The 20,202-nt window shown below is 34.2% G+C and carries 18 protein-coding genes, 1 pseudogene and 1 other annotated feature; of the genes and pseudogenes, 1 reads left to right on the top strand and 18 read right to left on the bottom strand.

The annotated features are described in order from the left end of the window. Position 1: 1 nt before the first annotated feature. From dnaE to ABUA27_RS02775, 17 genes and pseudogenes are all read right to left on the bottom strand, one after another. The gene (dnaE, locus tag ABUA27_RS02855; RefSeq protein ID WP_129980703.1) at positions 2-3,067 is read right to left on the bottom strand and encodes a DNA polymerase III subunit alpha; all 3,066 of its coding nucleotides are present in this window, start codon (positions 3,065-3,067) and stop codon (positions 2-4) included. Between the two features lie 78 nt (positions 3,068-3,145). Next, positions 3,146-3,865: a lysophospholipid acyltransferase family protein gene (locus ABUA27_RS02850; protein ID WP_129980702.1), complete on the bottom strand. Its 720-nt coding sequence runs from the start codon at positions 3,863-3,865 to the stop codon at positions 3,146-3,148. Then, positions 3,862-4,326, bottom strand: coding sequence for a dihydrofolate reductase (locus ABUA27_RS02845; RefSeq protein WP_129980701.1), 465 nt, complete (start codon positions 4,324-4,326; stop codon positions 3,862-3,864). Before ABUA27_RS02845 ends, ABUA27_RS02850 begins: the two co-directional genes overlap by 4 nt. After that, a complete protein-coding gene (locus tag ABUA27_RS02840; protein ID WP_129980700.1) occupies positions 4,323-5,201 on the bottom strand; it encodes a thymidylate synthase in 879 nt (292 codons plus the stop codon). The genes ABUA27_RS02845 and ABUA27_RS02840 overlap by 4 nt, the downstream gene beginning before the upstream one ends. 101 nt (positions 5,202-5,302) lie before the next feature. After that, positions 5,303-5,992: a hydrolase gene (locus ABUA27_RS02835; protein WP_192923982.1), complete on the bottom strand. Its 690-nt coding sequence runs from the start codon at positions 5,990-5,992 to the stop codon at positions 5,303-5,305. An 83-nt stretch (positions 5,993-6,075) separates the two neighbouring features. After that, on the bottom strand, positions 6,076-7,395 hold the full coding sequence (locus tag ABUA27_RS02830) for an NCS2 family permease (protein WP_129980699.1): 1,320 nt from the start codon (positions 7,393-7,395) through the stop codon (positions 6,076-6,078). A gap of 71 nt (positions 7,396-7,466) precedes the next feature. Then, entirely contained in the window at positions 7,467-7,976 is a 510-nt protein-coding gene (locus tag ABUA27_RS02825) for a shikimate kinase (protein ID WP_287845344.1), read from the bottom strand. Then, positions 7,973-9,088 carry a chorismate mutase gene (locus tag ABUA27_RS02820; RefSeq protein WP_349820198.1) on the bottom strand — a complete coding sequence of 372 codons (1,116 nt, stop codon included), beginning with the start codon at positions 9,086-9,088 and terminating at the stop codon, positions 7,973-7,975. Before ABUA27_RS02820 ends, ABUA27_RS02825 begins: the two co-directional genes overlap by 4 nt. Then, positions 9,085-10,161 carry a chorismate synthase gene (gene aroC, locus ABUA27_RS02815; protein ID WP_349820197.1) on the bottom strand — a complete coding sequence of 359 codons (1,077 nt, stop codon included), beginning with the start codon at positions 10,159-10,161 and terminating at the stop codon, positions 9,085-9,087. Before aroC ends, ABUA27_RS02820 begins: the two co-directional genes overlap by 4 nt. Next, entirely contained in the window at positions 10,151-11,422 is a 1,272-nt protein-coding gene (gene aroA, locus ABUA27_RS02810) for a 3-phosphoshikimate 1-carboxyvinyltransferase (RefSeq protein WP_287845348.1), read from the bottom strand. Before aroA ends, aroC begins: the two co-directional genes overlap by 11 nt. Continuing rightward, positions 11,422-12,480: a 3-dehydroquinate synthase gene (gene aroB, locus ABUA27_RS02805; protein ID WP_287845350.1), complete on the bottom strand. Its 1,059-nt coding sequence runs from the start codon at positions 12,478-12,480 to the stop codon at positions 11,422-11,424. The genes aroA and aroB overlap by 1 nt, the downstream gene beginning before the upstream one ends. A 1-nt stretch (position 12,481) precedes the next feature. Then, positions 12,482-13,498, bottom strand: a complete 1,017-nt coding sequence (gene aroF / locus ABUA27_RS02800; RefSeq protein ID WP_187011929.1) for a 3-deoxy-7-phosphoheptulonate synthase — start codon at positions 13,496-13,498, stop codon at positions 12,482-12,484. A gap of 50 nt (positions 13,499-13,548) precedes the next feature. After that, positions 13,549-13,783, bottom strand: a binding site (T-box leader). Positions 13,784-13,894: 111 nt separating this feature from the next. Then, positions 13,895-14,374 carry a hypothetical protein gene (locus tag ABUA27_RS02795; protein ID WP_349820196.1) on the bottom strand — a complete coding sequence of 160 codons (480 nt, stop codon included), beginning with the start codon at positions 14,372-14,374 and terminating at the stop codon, positions 13,895-13,897. Further along, positions 14,361-15,209, bottom strand: coding sequence for a Cna B-type domain-containing protein (locus tag ABUA27_RS02790; protein ID WP_349820195.1), 849 nt, complete (start codon positions 15,207-15,209; stop codon positions 14,361-14,363). The genes ABUA27_RS02795 and ABUA27_RS02790 overlap by 14 nt, the downstream gene beginning before the upstream one ends. A gap of 748 nt (positions 15,210-15,957) precedes the next feature. Then, the gene (locus tag ABUA27_RS02785; RefSeq protein WP_349820194.1) at positions 15,958-16,068 is read right to left on the bottom strand and encodes a hypothetical protein; all 111 of its coding nucleotides are present in this window, start codon (positions 16,066-16,068) and stop codon (positions 15,958-15,960) included. Between the two features lie 6 nt (positions 16,069-16,074). Next, positions 16,075-17,310, bottom strand: a pseudogene (locus ABUA27_RS02780) (alpha-amylase); the annotation flags it as partial. 24 nt (positions 17,311-17,334) lie between these two features. Then, a complete protein-coding gene (locus ABUA27_RS02775; protein WP_238634425.1) occupies positions 17,335-17,472 on the bottom strand; it encodes a hypothetical protein in 138 nt (45 codons plus the stop codon). A gap of 161 nt (positions 17,473-17,633) precedes the next feature. Between ABUA27_RS02775 and ABUA27_RS02770 the strand changes: the two genes are divergently transcribed. After that, positions 17,634-18,422: a hypothetical protein gene (locus tag ABUA27_RS02770; RefSeq protein ID WP_349820193.1), complete on the top strand. Its 789-nt coding sequence runs from the start codon at positions 17,634-17,636 to the stop codon at positions 18,420-18,422. Positions 18,423-18,706: 284 nt separating this feature from the next. Here the strand turns inward: ABUA27_RS02770 and ABUA27_RS02765 are convergent, their stop codons facing one another. Continuing rightward, positions 18,707-20,032: an aspartate kinase gene (locus ABUA27_RS02765; RefSeq protein WP_129981158.1), complete on the bottom strand. Its 1,326-nt coding sequence runs from the start codon at positions 20,030-20,032 to the stop codon at positions 18,707-18,709. Positions 20,033-20,202 lie beyond the last annotated feature (170 nt).

The following is a 20,202-nucleotide window of genomic DNA, read 5'->3' as shown; positions in this document are numbered from 1 at the left end:
TTTATAACTCCTTTACTTGATTAATAATAAGAGATAAGCGATCACGGTATTGAACACGCACATTCATTTCCATAGTCTTACCTCTTTCAAATATATTCTTATAACGTTCATATTGGTTAGAGAAACAGACAAATTCTACCTGCCCTGTTTCATCCTGACCTTCAATAAAAGCCATTTCTCTTCCTTTCTTATCTACAATGGCACGCACTGAACTAATAGAACATACAACTGGTATTGTACGATCCATATAGTTTTCTACATCTATGAGATTAACTAAAGGATGTTTAATCTTCTGTTTTGCATAGACAATAGGATGTGTAGATATATAAAGTCCGAGTACTTCTTTTTCTCTTTCTAAACGTTCAAATTTATTTTCTCTGACTTCTTCAAAGATTGGTTTTTCATCGACCCCTAATTGTATATATTCCATCATGAGTGAAATATTCTTACGTAAATAGGCACGATTTTTATTAAATTCATCAAAAGCCCCTGCATCTATTAAACTTTCTAACATCTTAGATGAAAGAGAAGGTATACGAGCTAAGAAATCATACATATCTTTAAAGAGACCTTTTTCTCTTTCTTTAAGTATCATCTTATAACCTGCAGAACCTACATTCTTAATAGAAACTAATGAATAACGAATACCACCTTCTTCTACCATAAAACGTGAATAAGAGTAATTGATAGAAGGTGGAAGAATCTTAACTCCATAGCGTTTAGATTCTTCAATTGTGCGCATCTTACTAGAAGCAGAACCTGATTCATTAGAAAGAATAGATGCAAAGAAATAGAGTGGATAATTAGCCTTTAAGTAAGCTAATTGATAAGCCACATACCCATAAGCAACAGAATGACTCTTATTAAATCCATAGTTCGCAAACTTTTCTATCATCTGATAAAGCCTTGTGGCAACATCCTCTTTAAAGCCTTTTTTAATAGCCCCTTGAATAAATTCTTCCTTCATACCTGCCATCATGCTTTCATCTTTGCTGGACACAGCTTTTCTTAATATATCTGCACGTCCTAAAGAGAATCCAGCGATAACCTGGGCAATCTGCATAATCTGTTCCTGATAGATCATAATACCATAGGTAGATTTTAAAATAGGTTCTAGTTCTTTAAGCAAGTAAGTAATATTGTTTTTATTCTTTCTACCCTCTAGATAAAGGGGAATATTTTCCATTGGGCCTGGTCTATATAAGGCAATGGCTGCAACGATATCATCAAAGCATTCAGGTTTCATCTTCTTAAGTAATGAGCGCATACCACTTGATTCTAATTGGAAGACACCTGTTGTATCTCCACGAGAAATAAGATGATAAGTACGTGCATCATTAAGAGGTATTGTGTTAATAGAGAATGTTTTCCCTAATTTTCTTTCAATATCTTTCATAATATAGTCAATCATAGTGAGGTTCTTTAAGCCTAGAAAGTCCATCTTAAGGAGTCCTGTTTTTTCAATATAGTCCTTAGAGTACTGACTCATGATCATATCACTAGGACCAATAACTAAAGGAACTACATCTCTTAATGGTTCATAGGATAAGACAACACCAGCTGCATGCATAGTAATATTACGTGGTAAATATTCTACTAAGCTCATAGGCGCAATAAGACGTGAAAGAACTGGATCTTTTTGAATCATATCCTGGAATGAAGCACTTGTAGAATAGACTTCAGTAATACTTTTACGATGTTTAGGGGCAGTAGGAACCATCTTCGCAATCATTTCTAGTCTTGGTAAGGGGATTCCCATCACTTTTCCTATATCTTTTATCGCAACACGAGGACCATAGGTAGAAAAAGCGACAATCTGAGCCACATGATCATGTCCATATTTATCGCATACATATTGAATGACTTCATCACGACGATCATCCTGGAAGTCTACATCAATATCTGGCATGGATACTCTTTCTGGATTTAAGAAACGTTCAAAGAGCAGATCATATTTTAATGGATCAATATTTGTGATACCTAAACAATAGGCAACAAGTGAACCTGCGGCAGATCCTCTTCCAGGGCCTACGAGTATACCATGTTTCTTTGCATATTGTACATAATCAAATACAATCAAAAAATAATCATCATAACCCATTGTATGAATAGTTTTTAATTCATAGAGTAAACGATCTTTATAGTCATCTGTGATAGGCTGATTTTTAAAGCGTTGTTTCAATCCTTTAATACATAAATGTCTTAAATATGCCCCACTATCACCTGTAGGTGTTTTGTAGTGAGGAAGACCATTTTCTGCCTTTTGGATAGACCCATAACAGTTATCAAGCATTTCTTCTGTATTTTTAATAATATCTGGATAACGCCCAAATATCTCTCTGATTTCTTTTTCTGATTTTAAGTAACGGTCAGTTGTAAGTGGTTCATGATCCTTATTCAAAACTTCTCCTTTTTTAGAAGCTTGTAATAAATCTAATGTGAAAGCATCATGAGAATGCAAGTAACGCACATCATTACCCCAGATACAGGGAATATCTAAGAATTGAGCATATTTAATAAGTGTTTGGTTACGAAGTGAATGTCCTTTAATCCCATCTTCTACAATCATAATACGATAAGAGGCACCAAAAAAACTCTTCATAGTCTTCATAAAGCTCATTACTGGTCGTTCTGTTTGTGCATGTGTTAATAAATCTTCTTTACTTGTTGCTTCTTGTTCAATGAGTCTATCTTCATATTCATGAGAAACAATATAAAGATGATCACGATAGTTGGATAAAGCTTTCAATGTGATAGCTTTATTCTCATTGAGATTAATATCACTCACAATACGTACTAAGTCTTTATAACCTACATCATCACGTGCATAAAGTAATAAATGTATTAAATCATCATTAAACATTATAGAGGCATTCACACCTAGTATTGGTTTAATTGAAGCTTTTGTACATGCTTCATAGAATTCATAGGCCCCATACATGTTATTATCATCTGTTAAGGCAAGAGCCTGGATATGTTTTGATTTTGCGTTGTCTATAAGAGATTGAATAAGTATTGTACTCTCCTGAAAGCTATAAGCACTTTTAATCTGTAAGTGTCCAAACATAGGATCCTCTCCTTCCTTGTTCACCCATTATACCAAATTATCCCTTCTATTTATAGTTTCATGAAAAAAAGAACATACCTAAGCACGTTCTTCGAGTTCATTCATTTTAGTCTGTATTCTTGTTTGTACAAGATTAGCTACTTCCACACTATTCATATCCTTATATTCTTCATAAGGGATTGGTGATAGATAATGAATACCACAATCAACTCTCTTAATAGAATTACTATCTAATACTTTAAAACAGTTATGCATAACACATGGAATAATTGGCACCTGTGCATCCATAGCTGGTTTAAATGAACCACCCTTGAATTCTAATAATTCATTTCCCTTTTTAGAACGTGTTCCTTCTGGGAAGATCACATAAGGGATACCTTCAGACATTTCCTTTTTAACCTGTCTCATAAGCTTCATAGAAGCTCTTAAGTTTGTACGATCAATGGCAGGATATTCCATGAATTCAGCCACATCTCTTAAGAAGATAACATCTAATAGTTCTTTTTTAAAGACAATCTTGAAAGGACGTTCAATACTGTCAAATAATGCAAGGATATCAAATAATCCCTGATGGTTTGGAGCTACAAAGAAACCATCTGTTTCAGGAAGATATTCTGTACCTGTAATAGTTAGATTAACACGTGCTCTTTTAGTTGCTTTCTTTAAAAGTCTTCTTGTCCAGTCAATACGATTTTCAAAAGGAATCGTATCCTTATGCTTCTTGATATGTTTTAACTGGAAGATCAGTACGGGTAATTCAAAGAAAAAACGAAGCACAATTAATATAAGTCTTTTCATTTTTGATAGATTTCTAGTGTAAATGTCTCAAATGGCTTTTCTTCTACGAGACGATAGTTATATTCAGAAAAGTCAGGGAAATATGTTTCTCCTGTATAATCACCAGGAATACGTGATAAAAGAATCTGATCACAATATGGAAGTGCCTGTTGATACACAGAAGCACCACCAGAAATAAAGAGATCTTCACCACGTTCTTTAAAAGCTTTAATAGTGCCTACTAAATCATCTACCACTTCTACTCTATCATCTTCAAAATTATGAGAAAGTACAATAGTATGACGTTTAGGTAATGGTTTACCTATTGCCTTGTAAGTTGTTTTCCCCATTAATAATGTATGATTGAGTGTTGTACTTCTAAAGTGTTTAAAGTCTTCACTATTGTGCCATGGCATCCCATTGTCTGTTCCCTTTTTCCCAATGAGATTATTTTGATCAGCTGCGACAATAATAGTAATCATACACTGACCTTGCCTTTCAATGGACCATGAGACTGATAACCTTCTAGCTTGATATCTTCAATCTTGAAATCAAATAGATTATCAATGTCTTTATTTAATACAAGATGAGGAAGAGGAAGTGGTTCTCTTTCAATCTGTGTCTTGACTACATCAAAGTGATCCTTATAAATATGTGCATCGCCAATAGTATGAATGAATTCTTTTGGTTCATAGCCACATACTTGTGCAAGCATACATGTAAGTAAGGCATATGATGCAATATTAAATGGAACACCTAAGAATGTATCAGCACTTCTCTGGTATAACTGACAGCTTAAATACTTCTTATCACTAGATACATAAAACTGCATAAGTGTATGACATGGTGGTAAAGCCATCTCATCTACCTGACTAGGATTCCATGCAGAAATAATATGTCTTCTAGAGAATGGGTTATTCTTTAAAGAATCAATAAGCTTCATTAACTGGTCAGTGCCTTCATTATTAAAGTTACGCCACTGTGCGCCATAAACTGGGCCTAAATTACCATGTTTCTTCGCAAATTCATCATCATTCTTGATCTTTTCTACAAACTCTTCTAATGTTTCACCATTGAAGTCTTCACTCTTCTTAAAGTCTTCATAAGGCCATTCATTCCATATTTTCACATTACGATCTACAAGATATTTGATATTTGTATCACCTTTGATAAACCATAATAGTTCTTCCGCAATAGGACGTAAATACATCTTCTTAGTAGTAAGAAGAGGAAATCCTTCACGTAAATCATAGCGTGTCTGATATCCAAATACAGAACGTGTACCAGTCCCTGTGCGGTCAGGACGGTCTTCTCCATGTTCTAGGATATAGCGACACATATCTAGATATTGTTTCAAATTCTATTCCTCCTTTTATGCATTTGACCACATGATAACACAAATAATCATAAATGGGATATACAAATACTTCTTCTTTGTATAAAAAAGAAGAAGTATTTCTACTTCTTCATCTGTTCACGATAGTTTTCCATCATACCTTTGAATATTTCAGCACTTGTAGGAGGGGTAAATGTCACTGCGTTTGCACCTGCTTCAATGACTTCTTTAATTGTGTCTTCAGTTGGTCCACCTGTCGCGATAATTGGGAAATCTTTATCAATAGCGCGTAGTGCCTTGACGATTTCTACTGTTTGTTTTCCACCAGATACGTTGATGATTCTCGCACCACTATGTAACATACGTTCTTCTAAGTCTTCATCTAGTGATACTACAGTTAAAACAATAGGAATATCTACTAGACGCGATAATTCTCTGATCATTTCTGTATGTACGGGAGCATTGAGTACAACAGCAGCTGCACCATGTAATTCTGCATCCAAAGCAATCTTGAATACTCTTGCACCATTAGTAGTACCTCCACCTACTCCTACAAAGACTGGTTGTCTAGCGACACCAATAATCGCATTGGTGATCTGAATAGTAGGTGTAAAAGGATAAACAGAAAGGATGGCATCAGCGTTATTATTCGCAATAAGTGCAACATCCGTACTAAATAGTAAGCTTTTTATACGTCTTCCATTCACATTAATACCACTGGCTTTGTACATCACTTCTGGTACTTCTACAGTATGTTTTAATGTGGACTGTATTCTTGGTGTTATTTTAGGGGTTTTCATTAAATCATTCATATTTTTCTCACTCCTTTGCGTATTATTGTACTCACGTTTTAAAAACATTATATGAACAAAAGAAAAAACCAGCGATGCTGGTTTTAGATTAAGAATGCGAAATATGCGATAAATAGCAAGAATAATACCCAGACCATCTTGTTGATGTCTTTAGCCTGACCTGTCGCAATCATACTGATAACATAAACGATGAATCCTAATGCGATACCATTACTAATTGAATATCCAAGAATCATAAAGATGATGGTCACAAAACCACTTGCCGCAAAGATCAAGTTATCCCACTTGATATCCTTTAACTGTGACGCCATTAAGATACCAACGATAACTAATGCTGGGGCAGTAACTGCATCAGTGATCATAGATAATACCGGATAGAAGAATACTGTTAATAAGAAACAGATACCTGTTGTACATGCAGTTAAGCCAGTACGTCCTCCTACTCCAACACCTGAAGTAGATTCTACGAAAGATGTCACTGTAGAAGTACCAATCATTGAACCAAATACAGTACCTACAGCATCTGCAAGTAATGCACGTTCAACATTCACTAATTCACCATTTTCATCAATCAAATCAGCTTTAGATGCAACAGCTACTAATGTACCGGCTGTATCAAAGAAGTCTACAAATAATAATGAGAAAATTGCAACGATACACTGTGGATGAGTGAACATTTCGTTGAACCCTCTCACAAAAGCACCTACTAAACTGAAATCAAAGTTCACTGATACAAGTTTAGAAGGTAACTGTGGCATACCTTTTAGTCCAAAGAACGAACCAAATACAACACCAACTACCGCAGTAATGATTAAGCCATAAAATACGGCTGCTGGCTTATTCTTTACTAATAATACTAATGTGATGATGATTCCAAATAAAGCAAGCAATACTGTTGGATTCTTAAAGTTTCCTAGTGATACAAATGTAGATTCACTTGCCACTACGATACCTGCATTCTTTAAACCTACAAAGGCTACAAAGAAACCAATACCCGCACCAATCGCAAGTTTTAACTGTACAGGAATCGCATTAATAATCATACGACGGATGTTTGTCACTGTAATGATGACAAAGATGATACCTGATACAAATACGCAGGCTAATGCGCCTTCTGGCGATAATCCCATCTGTCCTACAATTGTATAAGTGAATAATGCGTTAACCCCCATCCCTGGTGCAAGAGAGACTGGGTAGTTTGCCATTAATCCCATAAAGATGCTTGCGGCACCTGCAGAGATTGCAGTCGCAAGGAAGACACCTTGATGACTCATGTGTGCCTGTCCTAGAATAGCAGGGTTGACTGCAAGAATATAGGCCATTGCTAGAAAAGTTGTAATACCAGCTAGTATTTCAGTCTTAACATTTGTCCCATGTTCTTTTAAGTGAAATAATTTTTCCATTCTTTTCTCCTCTCGAAACAAAGCCCTATTATAGTATATATTTACAATTTATGCAAATATAAAAAATCCCCTTAGAATGGGGATTTATCGTATTTCTTCATGATATCTAGAATGGTATCTATGACTTTTTCAAGTGAAGCATCATTTATAATATGATAGTCGCATGAGGACATATATTTATCTCTACGTTCTTTATCTAAGGCATAGAGTTTGTCTGGGCCATCCTTTAATAGAGGTCTGCCACTTGGATCGACATCCTTCACAATAGCTTCAATTGGACGGTCAATATAGAAAACAACACCATTCTTCTTTAGATATGCAATGTTTTCAGGTCTTTTAATCACTCCACCACCAGTAGAGATGATTTTACCTTCAAGTTCTGATACTTCTTGACAACATATTGTTTCATTGTTTCTGAAGTAGTCTTCAGAAATTTGAAACATATCAGGAATGGACATATTAAAGCGATTCACAAGATAATCATCAAGGTCAATCATTTCATGACCTGTTTTTTGTGAAAGAATTTTTCCAAATGTTGTTTTACCACTGCCCATAATTCCAATTAAAATGATATTTTTCATGATTCCTTCCTTTCATAGTTACCAATCATTCTAAATGTATTTGTATATGTTTTGATTCCCTGTAAAGCACGCTGGACATGATCCTGATTCAAGTTGCCATCTACATCTAAATAGAAATAGTATTCCCATGGAGATAATGGAAGTGGTCTTGATTCAATGCGAGCCATGTTGATGTTATGTTCCTTTACAACTCTCATGACTTCATAAAGAGCACCGACTTCATGATTGACTGTGAAGACCATGCTGATACGATTAGCAGATGGTCTGATTTCATATTGTCTTGCGATAATGATAAAGCGTGTATGATTGCTTTGATCATTTTGTATTGCCTTGGCAATAATATCAAGATTATAGAGTTTAGCTGCTTCACTAGAGGCAATGGCACCGATATGTTTATCCTGTGCTTCACTGATATACTTAGCAGCCGCAGCTGTATTGAGATAGTCATGACCTTCAATGTGATGTGCATTTAAGAATTCAGATGTTTGTTTTAAGCCCTGCACATGACTATAGACATCTTTGATATCTTCTAGAGTGGCTCCTTTGATACCAAGTAGATTCTGATCTATTGTGATAGACTGCTCACCTACAATATAAAAGCCATATTGAGTAAGTAAGTCATAGTTATCATTAATAGCACCTGTAGAAGAGTTTTCTAAAGGGAGTACACCATAGTCTATTTCACCTTTTTCCAATGCCTGATAGACATCTTCAAAGTGAGGGTAGTTGATGCCTTCAATGTCTCCAAACCAGCAATTCAAAGCCTGATTAGAAAAAGATCCTGGAACACCTTGGTAACCTACTTTAAAGTTTTCTTTAATTTTAGTCGCTTCATATTTCTTTAAAGGAATAAAAGTAGACTGATAACTTTTAGAAAGATTCATTGTATCCTGGACAAATGTTTTTGCGTAAGATTCTAGAGATTTATCTTCTAAACGATCTACATTCTTCTGGATAACTTCTTTTTCTCTATCCTTCTGGAAGATCTGCATATCATGCGCTAATTTATATGTAATAACATCCTTAGAAACATGCATACGTTTTTCAAATAAGGCAATAATTTCCTTATCGATTGCATCTATTTCTTCTCGACATGTTTTTAAATCTTTCATAGTGCCTCCAGCATATCTAATACACCTAGTGCTGCCATAGCTTCTACAACGACAATCGCACGAGGAATGATACATGGATCATGTCTTCCTACGATTTCTAATTCTGTATTTTCATGTGTTTTCACATTGATTGTATTCTGTTTTAAGGAAATAGATGGGGTTGGTTTAATACCTACCATAAAGAGTAATGGCATACCGTTAGTTATACCACCTGTAATACCACCATTATGGTTTGTAGAAGTTTTCACTTCTTCTCCTTCATAATAGTAGGCATCATTCGCTTCTGATCCTTTAAGTAAAGTAATATCATCTAGATCACCAAATGAAACTGACTTAACTGCAGGAATACTAAAGAGTAATGGTGATAAATGGGCTTCAATACTATCAAAGAAAGGATTTCCAACTCCTGCTGGTAGTCCAGTGACAGCACATTCAATCTTTCCACCCACACTATTGCCTTCCTTTCTCGCTTCTTCGATTGTTTCCTGCATTAAAGCATATACATCATCATGAATAACAGGATAGTCTTTTTGACTTAGTTCTTCTAAGTAAGATGGAGTAATATCTAATGGATAATGCGTATCCTTCACATCTTTAATAGAAAGAATATGTGCACCGACATGAATACCTTTTTCTTTTAAGATCTGTTTTGCGATAGCACCTGCAAAAACGATTGGTGCTGTAAGTCTGCCAGAGAAGTGTCCCCCTCCTCTCACATCATTAAAGCCTCTATATTTAATATAAGCAGGATAATCTGAATGTCCTGGACGCATATTATCCTTCAAATAAGAATAGTCTTTAGAATGCTGGGATGTATTTTTAATAATTCCACATAATGGTGCACCTGTTGTATAACCATCTAATACACCACTGAGTATTTCTACTTCGTCTGCTTCTTTTCTTTGTGTACTCATTAGGTTCTTACCTGGCGCACGTCTTTGCATATCCTTATTAATGGCATCCATATCTAGCTTAATACCAGCAGGAAGATGACCTATTGTGATACCAATAGCCTTCCCATGGCTTTCACCAAATAAAGATAATTCGATATGATGTCCCCAATTAGCACTCATGATATTCACCACCTAGAGATGTGAAGTCTTCAAAGAAGCCTGGATAGCTCTTCTTAACACAATCCTTATCATCAATAGTAATTGGACCATTGGCACGTGTAGACAAAATAGCTTCAGCCATACACATACGATGATCATTAGAACCTGTTACTTCTGCACTATTATAAGAATCAGAACCAACAATAGTCATACTGTCTTCTTCTTCAACTGCATCAATACCAGCAGCTTTTAATAGTTCTACAGAAGCAGTGAGACGGTCACATTCTTTAATACGTAAACGTGATGCATTGATGATGTGTGATGTCCCTTCTGCAAGACCACAAGCCACTGATACAACAGGCATCAAATCTGGACATTGTGAAGCATCAATAGTGGCAGGTTTGATTTTGTCGCAGACTACTTTAATACCCGCACTTGTTTCTACAATTTCTCCACCCATCTGTTCCATAATATCTAAAATAGCTCTATCACCTTGTGATGAGTGCATATTAAGATTAGTAAGTGTAATATCACTTCCTAGTAAATCAGCAACTAGATAGAAAGCAGCTTGTGAGAAGTCCGCTTCTACATTGTAATCACATGGTTTATAGTTCTGATTACCACGGATCTGGAATGCCTGATAATCATGATTAATAATTTCAATACCAAACTTTTCTAACATATCAAGTGTTAAGTCAATATAGCCTTTAGATTCTAGTGGTGTAGTGATTTTAATTAAAGAATCACCCTTTAATAAAGGTAAAGTGAATAATAAACCACTGATAAATTGTGAAGAAACATTACCTGGTACTTCAAATATATCTGAATGAAGCTGACCATCTAGAATAACATCTAAACGTTCTGAGTCTTTTCTAAGGTATGCAATCTTTTGTTTATCAAAGATATCATAGTATACATCAAGTGGTCTTTGTCCAAGTTTTCCTTTACCTACAAAATGTACACGAGAAAAGTTAACGAGTGATAAAGGCATTAAGAAACGTAATGTAGAACCTGATTCATGGGCATCTATTTCTACTCTTCCTAGTCCTAAAGTAATAGAACCATCAATAATTAAAGTATCGCCTTCCTGTTTAATAATAGCACCTAAGGCTTTCATACCTTCTATTGTGGCTTCAATGTCTTCTGAGTAATCAATACCGCTAATACGGCTCATACCTGGTGCGAGGGCTGCACAGATAATAGCACGATGGGCTAATGATTTAGAAGGGGGAACCGCAATTGTTCCTTGAAGTGTTTTTGGTGTAATAGTGATTTTTGTCATTATATGTCCTCTACTTCCAGAATCATCTCTTTTTGATCCTTATGTACATAATACTCTCCTATTGTTTTAAGTAAAACAAAAGATAGTGTTGAATTGATGTTTTTCTTATCTAGATCAATAGCTTTAAGTAGTTCTTTTGTAGGGACATTGGCATGAGTAGGAAGGTTATAGTGACTTAAGGCTTCTTCTATACGTTTAGTAGTGCCTTGTTCACATAATCCTTTAAGTTCTGCGATACGGGTGATAGCTACCATACCGATTCCTACTGCTTCACCATGAGAATATTTTTCATAATGGAAATGTTGCTCGATTGAGTGTCCAATAGTATGACCAAAGTTTAAGCATAAGCGATCACCAAAATCATATAAGTCCTTTTCTACAACATCTCTTTTGATATCTACACATTTATAGATGATTTCATCAATGTCTTTATAAAGATCATCAAAGTCTCTATAACCAGCTAATTGATCAAATAGTTCTTTATCCTTGATACAACCGTATTTAATGACTTCTCCCATACCATCAGTAATAAAATGAGGATCTAATGTTTTAAGAGTAAGTGGATCAATAAGAACAAGCAATGGGTGTTTAAAAGCACCGACTAAGTTCTTTCCTTCAGGTAAATCTACAGCCACTTTACCACCTACTGAAGAGTCTACCTGTGATAATAATGAAGTAGGAATCTGTACAAACTTAATACCACGCATATAAGTACTTGCCACAAATCCAGCTAAATCACCAATAACACCTCCACCTAGCGCAATAAGTAAATCAGTTCTTGTAATCTTAGCTTCTAGTAATTGTGAATAGATAGAAGGTAAAATATCAAATCTCTTAGATGGTTCTCCATGAGGAATGACTACTGTAGAGACTTCATAAGTATCTTTTAACTGATTGACTATCTGTTCTCCATAAAGTGGAAAAACGTTATCGTCAGAGACAATAACGATTTTCGCACCTGTGAAGACCTGGGAAATTAGTTCTTTTGTTTTATTTAAGATACCTTGTTCAATATATATAGGATAACTGTCTTTTCCTAAGTTCACATTTAATTTCATTTTAGATTTCCTTTCCAACAACCTTACCGATTTCTCTTAATTCTTCAATAAGTTTTGTATATTTTTTAGGCTTTAATGACTGAGCCCCATCACATAATGCATGTTCAGGATCATTATGTACTTCAATAAGTAATCCATCACATCCTGCCGCAACACTTGCCTTAGCCATTGGTTCTACTAACCACCATTTACCACCAGCGTGTGATGGGTCAATGATTACAGGTAAATGAGTCATTTTTCTAAGTACTGGAATAGCCTGTAAGTCTAGAGTGTTTCTTGTATATGTTTCGAATGTTCTTACACCTCTTTCACATAGGATGACATTCTCATTACCACTTGCCATGATATATTCTGCACTCATGATCCATTCCTGATATGTTGCACTTAATCCTCTCTTTAATAGGATAGGTTTCTTAACTCTTGCACCTACTTCCTTAAGTAAAGTGAAGTTCTGCATGTTTCTTGCACCAATCTGAACTAAGTCTACCTTTTCATTGAATTCATCAATATCATCAGCACTCATAAGTTCTGATACGATTGGTAAGCCTGTTTCTTTCTTTGCAGCTACTAAGTAATCTAAACCAGTAGAACCTAATCCCTGGAATGCATATGGAGATGTTCTAGGCTTGAATGCACCACCTCTAAGCATATTAGCTCCAGCTGCTTTTACTTCCTTCGCAATCGCAATAACCTGTTCTTCTGATTCTACAGAACAAGGACCAGCAATAAGAGCCATATGGCCTCCACCTACTTTAACACCATCTACATCCACAATAGTATCTTCAGGATGGAATGCACGGTTAGCCAATTTATAAGGCTGTTCAACTCTCATTACTTTTTCTACAGAAGGTGAAACTTCAATATCTCTAGGATCTACTTTAGTCGTATCACCAATTACACCACAGATAGTCACATCATGACCTACAACTAAATGAGTTTCTAATCCTTTTTCTTCTACCTTAGCCTGGATTTTCTTCACATCTTCTTCACTTGTTTTTGGTTTGAATACAATAATCATAATCTTTTCTCCTCTTATCTTCTACCTGTATAAATAAAAGACTCTCATCCTATAAGGACGAGAGTGTATCTTCGTGTTACCACCTTATTTTATATATCTATCACTAGATATATCTCAACGAGTACTATCATACTCTGACAATATAACGGTTGTGACCGGAAACGCCTACTTCATTCAACGATCTACTCCAAGATGAATTCAATATCCCTCAAACATCCTTTTACACCAGCCAAGGATTCTCTATGCTTCTTTGAGATATCTACTATTTCTTTTCATTGTATTTATACTTAGTAGTTCTTAATTTGTGAACTCATCATACTGAATAATCACACTCATGTCAACTGCTTTTTCTATTTTTCTTATACTTTTACACAATATTTATGTATTATCTAAATATTATACTTTAATTAGATTAATACAATAGTAACTAGAACCATTCTTACAATACAGGGCAGGTATGCTTTTTGAAAGTTGATCTACTTTACCAATGACTTCTAATTGATATTTTATTGTTTCACCTGATACAGTATGAATAGTAAGTTTATCCCTATTCTTTAATAACTGCACCTGTTTCAATAATGATTCTGGAATGATTATATTCTTATTCTTATAATGTGGAAGGCTTTCTTCATGACCTATAACCCACTTGATATCATTGACTTGAAGTATCGCATATATATCATGTCCATCTATATCTAAATAAGCATCCTCAGATGAAATATATGAATCGGGGATTAATTGTTTTGTTTGAGTATATAGTGTTTGTATATCCTTTATTTCTTTATTCTGTCGATAGAATGAATAACCAAATAAAGCACAAGACACTAGGATGCAGAAACATCCTAGTGTCATTAATAATTGACTAACCTTTTTCATATCTAAATAGAGTTCCTACTATAAGTAAAAATAATCCTGATAAAGCCATTAATGTGACCCAGTGATTCATTCTTGTAGTATCCCCTGTTTTTACATGAGAACCAGTACTAGATGTACTTGTATTAGTAATAACATATTCTGTTTTTGCATCATTACTACTTACTGATACAATACCCTTATACCCTTTTACATTCTTTTCTTTAATACTGTAGTTCATTACTTGTTCAGTTTTCCATGAATAAGCATAGTTATGAGCTGCATCTAAAGTGATTGTTTTAAGAAATGTATTTCCATCATAGAGTTCTACTTCTATTGACTTAGGATGAGTTGAACCATTGTCTTTCCACTGTTTAATAATTTTATATTCATGAGAATGAACTTCTGAATATTTCACAAAATTAATAGATACATCATACTTAGTACCTTGTGGTAAAGAAATAAGATAAGGTAAATAAGTATATGTCTTACCATCTATTACTAAATTATCTGCCACAACCAAATAAAGACCTGTATTTAAGTTTGAATAAGTTAAAGTAGGAGAAGTTGTTGTCTTAGTCATACCTTCTTTATTTGCAGCATAACCTTTTAAAGTCATAGCTGCATTTTTTAATTCTTCGCTTGTTTCTAGCTTATTTAAATCAATAGAACTATTTTCTGCATCTTTAAATTCATCTGTATATTCATAACTGCCATCTTTAGAAACACTTGCAACACGATATAAATGAACATCTAGCCCTGATAAACATTCATTAAGTGTAAGTGAACAATTCTTGTTCACATCAACAGCAGTTACCTGGAATATATTAAATACAGTCACTGATAATAAAATTGTCATACATAAAAGTAATTTCTTTAATCTTTTTCCCATAATAAGTGCTATTTAGTCCTTTCTTTTTGTTTCTTTGATGTGAGATACCAGATAAATGCAATAATAATTGCGAGAGCAGGCCAGAATATATCTAGACTGACTACTCCTACGGGCAAGCCCGTGGGGTTCTTACTGTCAAGTTTAGCTTGTAATCGTACATCATTTTCAGACTTTGGAATGCAAGTATAAATCTATTTAAATAAGAACTTTTATTACCAAGCAGTCCAACGACCACATTAACGGTAAATTTCTATCTTTCGATAAGGAAGTGTAATCAATCTCCCTGATGGCTATTTTATACTATTTTAATTCCACTATTCAATACTTTGATTCTATTAGTCTCAATACTTTTAATTAAGGTTTCTTCCTTACTGTAACACTTTTCAAATTCTAAAATACATCTGTCTCTATCTATATTCTTAGTCCTGTAGTCATAGCAGTACAACAAAAATGATGAATATCAGTCTCGTTGTACTAGAGTTCCATCTGCTAAATGATACATCCTATCAGATAATTTCTTCTTTATGTAATCATCTGCTGTATGGTCATATTGTGATGCTCTATAATCATTAGGTCTCACAGAAATGGTCACGAGTGACAAACTTTAGTCATGTATTTTGTGTTAATTCGTAAAAAATCTGTTCTGTTGCATATACCATTGGAATAAAAAAGTTAAATTTTCCTAAACTAGCCTTACGTTCTGAAGCTTAATCTTTCACACCTCCATCTTCTTACAAAAACGCATAACTGTTGCCGTGGACACATTTGTATCATTCACAAGTTCACGAACACTTTTATATAACACTTTTTCTCTATTTATATTCAATAATTTCTATTTTTGTACAATATATAGGTTAAGAGATGCTTCATCACATATGAATTCACCATAGCCATCAATAATATCAATAGTATGTTTACCATCTGCCATATGTTTATACTTCTTACCTACAAACATACGTTTTGTGCCACCTTCACTATTAGTGAGTATGACTGCAAATCCTGTTTCATAAGTCCATCCAATCACATCAGGATCATCTATATAGTCATGTCTTATTCCTTCTACATATTGTTTTCTTAACTTCAACATATAATCTAATAGATCTTTCTTAGGATTGATATAATCATGAGGGATTCCATAATAGTCACCATAGAAGATGCATGGATAACCTTGTTCTCTTAGTAAGATACAGGCATAGGCCTGTGGTTTGAACCAATCTTCAATAAAAGAAGTTAAAGATTGTCCTGGCTGTGTATCATGGTTATCCACAAATGTGACAGCATACTTGTCATATCTTTGTACTAACGTATTATTGAAAATTTCTTGCATATCATAATAACCATTAGAATGGCTGGCATCATAGAAATGATAGTGTAATGGGACATCAAATAGACTCATACAGAAGTGAGTAGATTCTAGATAATGACATAAATGGTTAATATCACCCCAGTATTCTCCTACTGTAAAGAGTTCTTTTTTAGAGTGATTACGCATTGTAGTGATCCAATGTTCATAGAAAGATGAGTCTATATGTTTAATGGCATCACATCTAAAGCCATCTAGATGAGTAATGTCTTTATACCAAAGTCCCCATTGAATGGCTTCTTTAACTACTTCAGGATTATTGTAGTCTAAATCTGCACCCATTAAGTAATCATAGTTTTCATATTCATCATCAACATTCTCACTGAAGTGTTTTCCTTTGAAAAGATAAAGACCATGTTGATGTTTAGATGCATCATAATCTACACTCGTAAAATGTTTTGAATTATATATAAAGTCAGAATATTTATTTCTAGATGGAAATGAGAAATATGTAGAAGCACGAATGACTCTTTTTCTTTTAGATACTTTATGTCTATGATAAGCATCTACCTTATAGGTAATGACTTGTTCCATGGCATCGGCACCCATGAGATGATTCAATACAATATCTGCATAGACATCTATTCCAAATAGATGAAACATCTTAATACACCAGAGATATTCCTTCTTTGTGCCATATTTGGTACGTATTGTATTCTTGCTTTTGAATTCTCCTAAGTCATAATGATCATAGACACCATATCCTGTATCATTGACTCCATATGCACCTTAATAAGCAGGAGGAAGCCAGATAGCTGTAATACCTGCTTTTTTAAGCTTAAAGGCATTGATTCTTAATATTTTCCACAAATGTGGACTAGATGGAAGATACCATTCAAAGCCCTGCATCATGACACCCTTCTTCATATCATCACCCCTTTATACATTATAACCTATTGATTCGTGTTGTGCACAAAGGGAATAATCTAAATGTATACTAAATGTATTGACAATAAGAACCGCTTACATTCAATATACAATTGTATAAAGATATAAAAGAACTATAATAGTGCATAGGGAGTGGTGTTATGAAAAAGAAGTATGAAGCATTGGCTATTAGCTTCTTATTTGTGAATTTAATATATAGTCATGGTGTGATTCATTTACAGCCTTCTATTGGGGATGAGATAGTAGGCATGTTGTATAATTTGTTTCATTGGTTTGAATACAATACGATTATTGTACCTTTTGGGTTGAGTGCCTTCTGTTTTCTTATTGGCATGGCTGGTTCTTTTGTAATGGCTATATGTGGTATTCATTCACATAGTTCTATTTCTATATTTCAGGGAATATTAAGTTTAATACAAGGGTTACTTGGAGCTATTGTGATGACACTATTTATTCATGATCGCCATTTGATAGAAAAAGAATTAGTTGGTTCTTTAGGAACACTTACTACTATTACAATACTCGTTGTATTGTCTAATGCGATACTTAGTGTTCTAGTAGAGATGGATGTAAGAAATCATATACATCTATTTGATCATGCTTTATTAAAGCCTTTAATGAGTAATTTCCCACTTTCTACACTATTTCTAGGAATCACTTTAGTAGCATATGTAATCATGTATTTCTTACCTGTAAATAGTATTTGTCATATGTTTGGATTAAATCTTGTGTTATTGACAGGTGTACTTGGATGTTTTTCTATTGGTATGAGTGCATTATTAAGAAAGATCAATACGACTTATATGATATGTGGTAGTCTTATGGTTCTTATATGTTTATTTAGTTTTATGAGATTTCATATAATTGCCTGCTTATTAACTGTTATCAGTTTAATAATATGCATAAAGAATAAACTTGTGAAGGTATAGGGGAGTTGATCTCCTCTTTTATTTTCACAAAAAAACTTCAAGACAATCATGCCTTGAAGTCATCTTTAAAACTTTAATGCTAAGCGATATGAAATCTCATCTAACATTACATAAACAGGGATAGGATACCGTAAGTAGTGGCTGTATGATTTCAATTAACAATGCAGTATTTTTGTATTTTATATAAATATTTCCTCCCTCATTTATGAATTGTCTATTTATAAGCTTATAATTATATATATGTCACTCAATATGATAAAAAAAAGGAGAAGCAATTTGCTTCTCTATTCATCGTCTTCACTTGTAATGAATTCATCATAAATAGCTTTGATAGCTGGTTTGAAATAACAGTTTCTTACACCTACGATGATATTTAATTCTGATGAACCCTGGTCAATCATCTTAACGTTGATATTTTCTTTCGCAAGTGCTTTAAATACTCTTGCTGAAGTACCACGGCTGTCCTTCATACCACGACCTACAACCGCAATAAGGGCTAAATCAGATTCTAAGACAATATAGTCTGGCTGCACTGCACGATGTAATCCTGCAAGAATAGCCTGTTCTTTTTCAATAAAGTCATCACTATTCACAATGATAGTCATTGTATCAATACCAGAAGGCATATGTTCAAATGATAAGCCATGTTCTTCAAATACCTGTAGTACTTTACGTCCAAAGCCGATTTCACTATTCATCATGTCTTTTTCAATCATAACAGTCGCAAAACCTGTTTTACCTGCAATACCCGTAATAACATGATCTGGTTTATGACAAGTACTTTCTACAATTAAAGTACCTGGATCTTCTGGACTATTTGTATTCTTGATTAAGATAGGAATACCTTCATTTCTTACTGGGAAGATGGAATTCTGATGTAGAACACTCGCGCCCATATAAGATAATTCTCTTAGTTCTTTATAAGTGATTGTCGCAATTGGTTTAGGATCTTTCACAATACGAGGGTCTGCAATTAAGAAACCTGATACATCAGTCCAGTTTTCATATAAATCTGCGCAGGCACATTTTGCAACAATAGAACCAGTGACATCACTACCACCTCTAGAGAAGGCTTTAATACGTCCTGATTCATCATTTAACTGTCCATAGAATCCTGGAATAACTGCATAATCATGTTCAGATAAAGCTTTTGTGAGAGCTGCATCTGTTCTCTTTTCATCATATCTACCATGTTTATCAATATAGATTACATCGGCAGCATCAATAAAGTCAAAGCCTAAATAATTAGCTAATACTTTACCATTTAAATATTCACCACGTGAAATTGTATAATCAAAACTATTCTGTTTTTTGATTTCTTCTTTAATTTCTTTAAAGTCTTCTTCTAAAGAAACATCAAGACCTAATTCAGTAATAATTTCATTGTAACGTTCTTTGATTCTGTCATAGATTTCTTCAAAATCATCTTTGTTGTGATGCGAATAAGCTAGAATCAATAAGTCTGTTACTTTTGTATCTTCTTTATTTCTTTTCCCAGGGGCACTGGGAACTACATAATGACGATCAGTATCTTCTAGAACGATGTCATGTACTTTTTTAAACTGAGTTGCGCTGGCTAACGATGAGCCACCAAATTTAACCACTTTCATATCTTTATTCCACCTCACGCTTTTGTATAAAGATTACATGATATGGCTAAATTAATCAATATATTTTTTGTTTAATTCGAATATTTTTTCAAAACCTCAATTGTAAAATGAAACTGGAATTAAGGAATTGGGATAAAGGGGCATGCCCCTTTATCCCAATTCGCGTGGCT

The sequence above is a fragment of the Catenibacterium sp. RTP21428st1_D7_RTP21428_210409 genome (genome assembly GCF_040227455.1).
Lineage (GTDB): Bacteria > Bacillota_I > Bacilli_A > Erysipelotrichales > Coprobacillaceae > Catenibacterium > Catenibacterium mitsuoka_A.
The sequence above is the reverse complement of the archived record's forward strand: the minus strand, read 5'-3'. Positions and strand labels throughout refer to the sequence as shown.

Bases quoted from the DNA above. Each gene is read 5' to 3' on its own strand.
- ABUA27_RS02830 (WP_129980699.1), bottom strand. From the start codon at position 7,395: ATGGAAAAATTATTTCACTTAAAAGAACATGGGACAAATGTTAAGACT.
- ABUA27_RS02845 (WP_129980701.1), bottom strand. From the start codon at position 4,326: ATGATTACTATTATTGTCGCAGCTGATCAAAATAATCTCATTGGGAAA.
- ABUA27_RS02825 (WP_287845344.1), bottom strand. From the start codon at position 7,976: ATGAAAAATATCATTTTAATTGGAATTATGGGCAGTGGTAAAACAACA.
- ABUA27_RS02835 (WP_192923982.1), bottom strand. From the start codon at position 5,992: ATGAATGATTTAATGAAAACCCCTAAAATAACACCAAGAATACAGTCC.
- dnaE (WP_129980703.1), bottom strand. From the start codon at position 3,067: ATGTTTGGACACTTACAGATTAAAAGTGCTTATAGCTTTCAGGAGAGT.
- ABUA27_RS02765 (WP_129981158.1), bottom strand. From the start codon at position 20,032: ATGAAAGTGGTTAAATTTGGTGGCTCATCGTTAGCCAGCGCAACTCAG.
- aroB (WP_287845350.1), bottom strand. From the start codon at position 12,480: ATGAAATTAAATGTGAACTTAGGAAAAGACAGTTATCCTATATATATT.
- ABUA27_RS02820 (WP_349820198.1), bottom strand. From the start codon at position 9,088: ATGAAAGATTTAAAAACATGTCGAGAAGAAATAGATGCAATCGATAAG.
- aroF (WP_187011929.1), bottom strand. From the start codon at position 13,498: ATGATTATTGTATTCAAACCAAAAACAAGTGAAGAAGATGTGAAGAAA.
- ABUA27_RS02795 (WP_349820196.1), bottom strand. From the start codon at position 14,374: ATGAAAAAGGTTAGTCAATTATTAATGACACTAGGATGTTTCTGCATC.
- ABUA27_RS02770 (WP_349820193.1), top strand. From the start codon at position 17,634: ATGAAAAAGAAGTATGAAGCATTGGCTATTAGCTTCTTATTTGTGAAT.
- aroA (WP_287845348.1), bottom strand. From the start codon at position 11,422: ATGACAAAAATCACTATTACACCAAAAACACTTCAAGGAACAATTGCG.
- aroC (WP_349820197.1), bottom strand. From the start codon at position 10,161: ATGAGTGCTAATTGGGGACATCATATCGAATTATCTTTATTTGGTGAA.
- ABUA27_RS02790 (WP_349820195.1), bottom strand. From the start codon at position 15,209: ATGACAATTTTATTATCAGTGACTGTATTTAATATATTCCAGGTAACT.
- ABUA27_RS02850 (WP_129980702.1), bottom strand. From the start codon at position 3,865: ATGAAAAGACTTATATTAATTGTGCTTCGTTTTTTCTTTGAATTACCC.
- ABUA27_RS02775 (WP_238634425.1), bottom strand. From the start codon at position 17,472: ATGAAGAAGGGTGTCATGATGCAGGGCTTTGAATGGTATCTTCCATCT.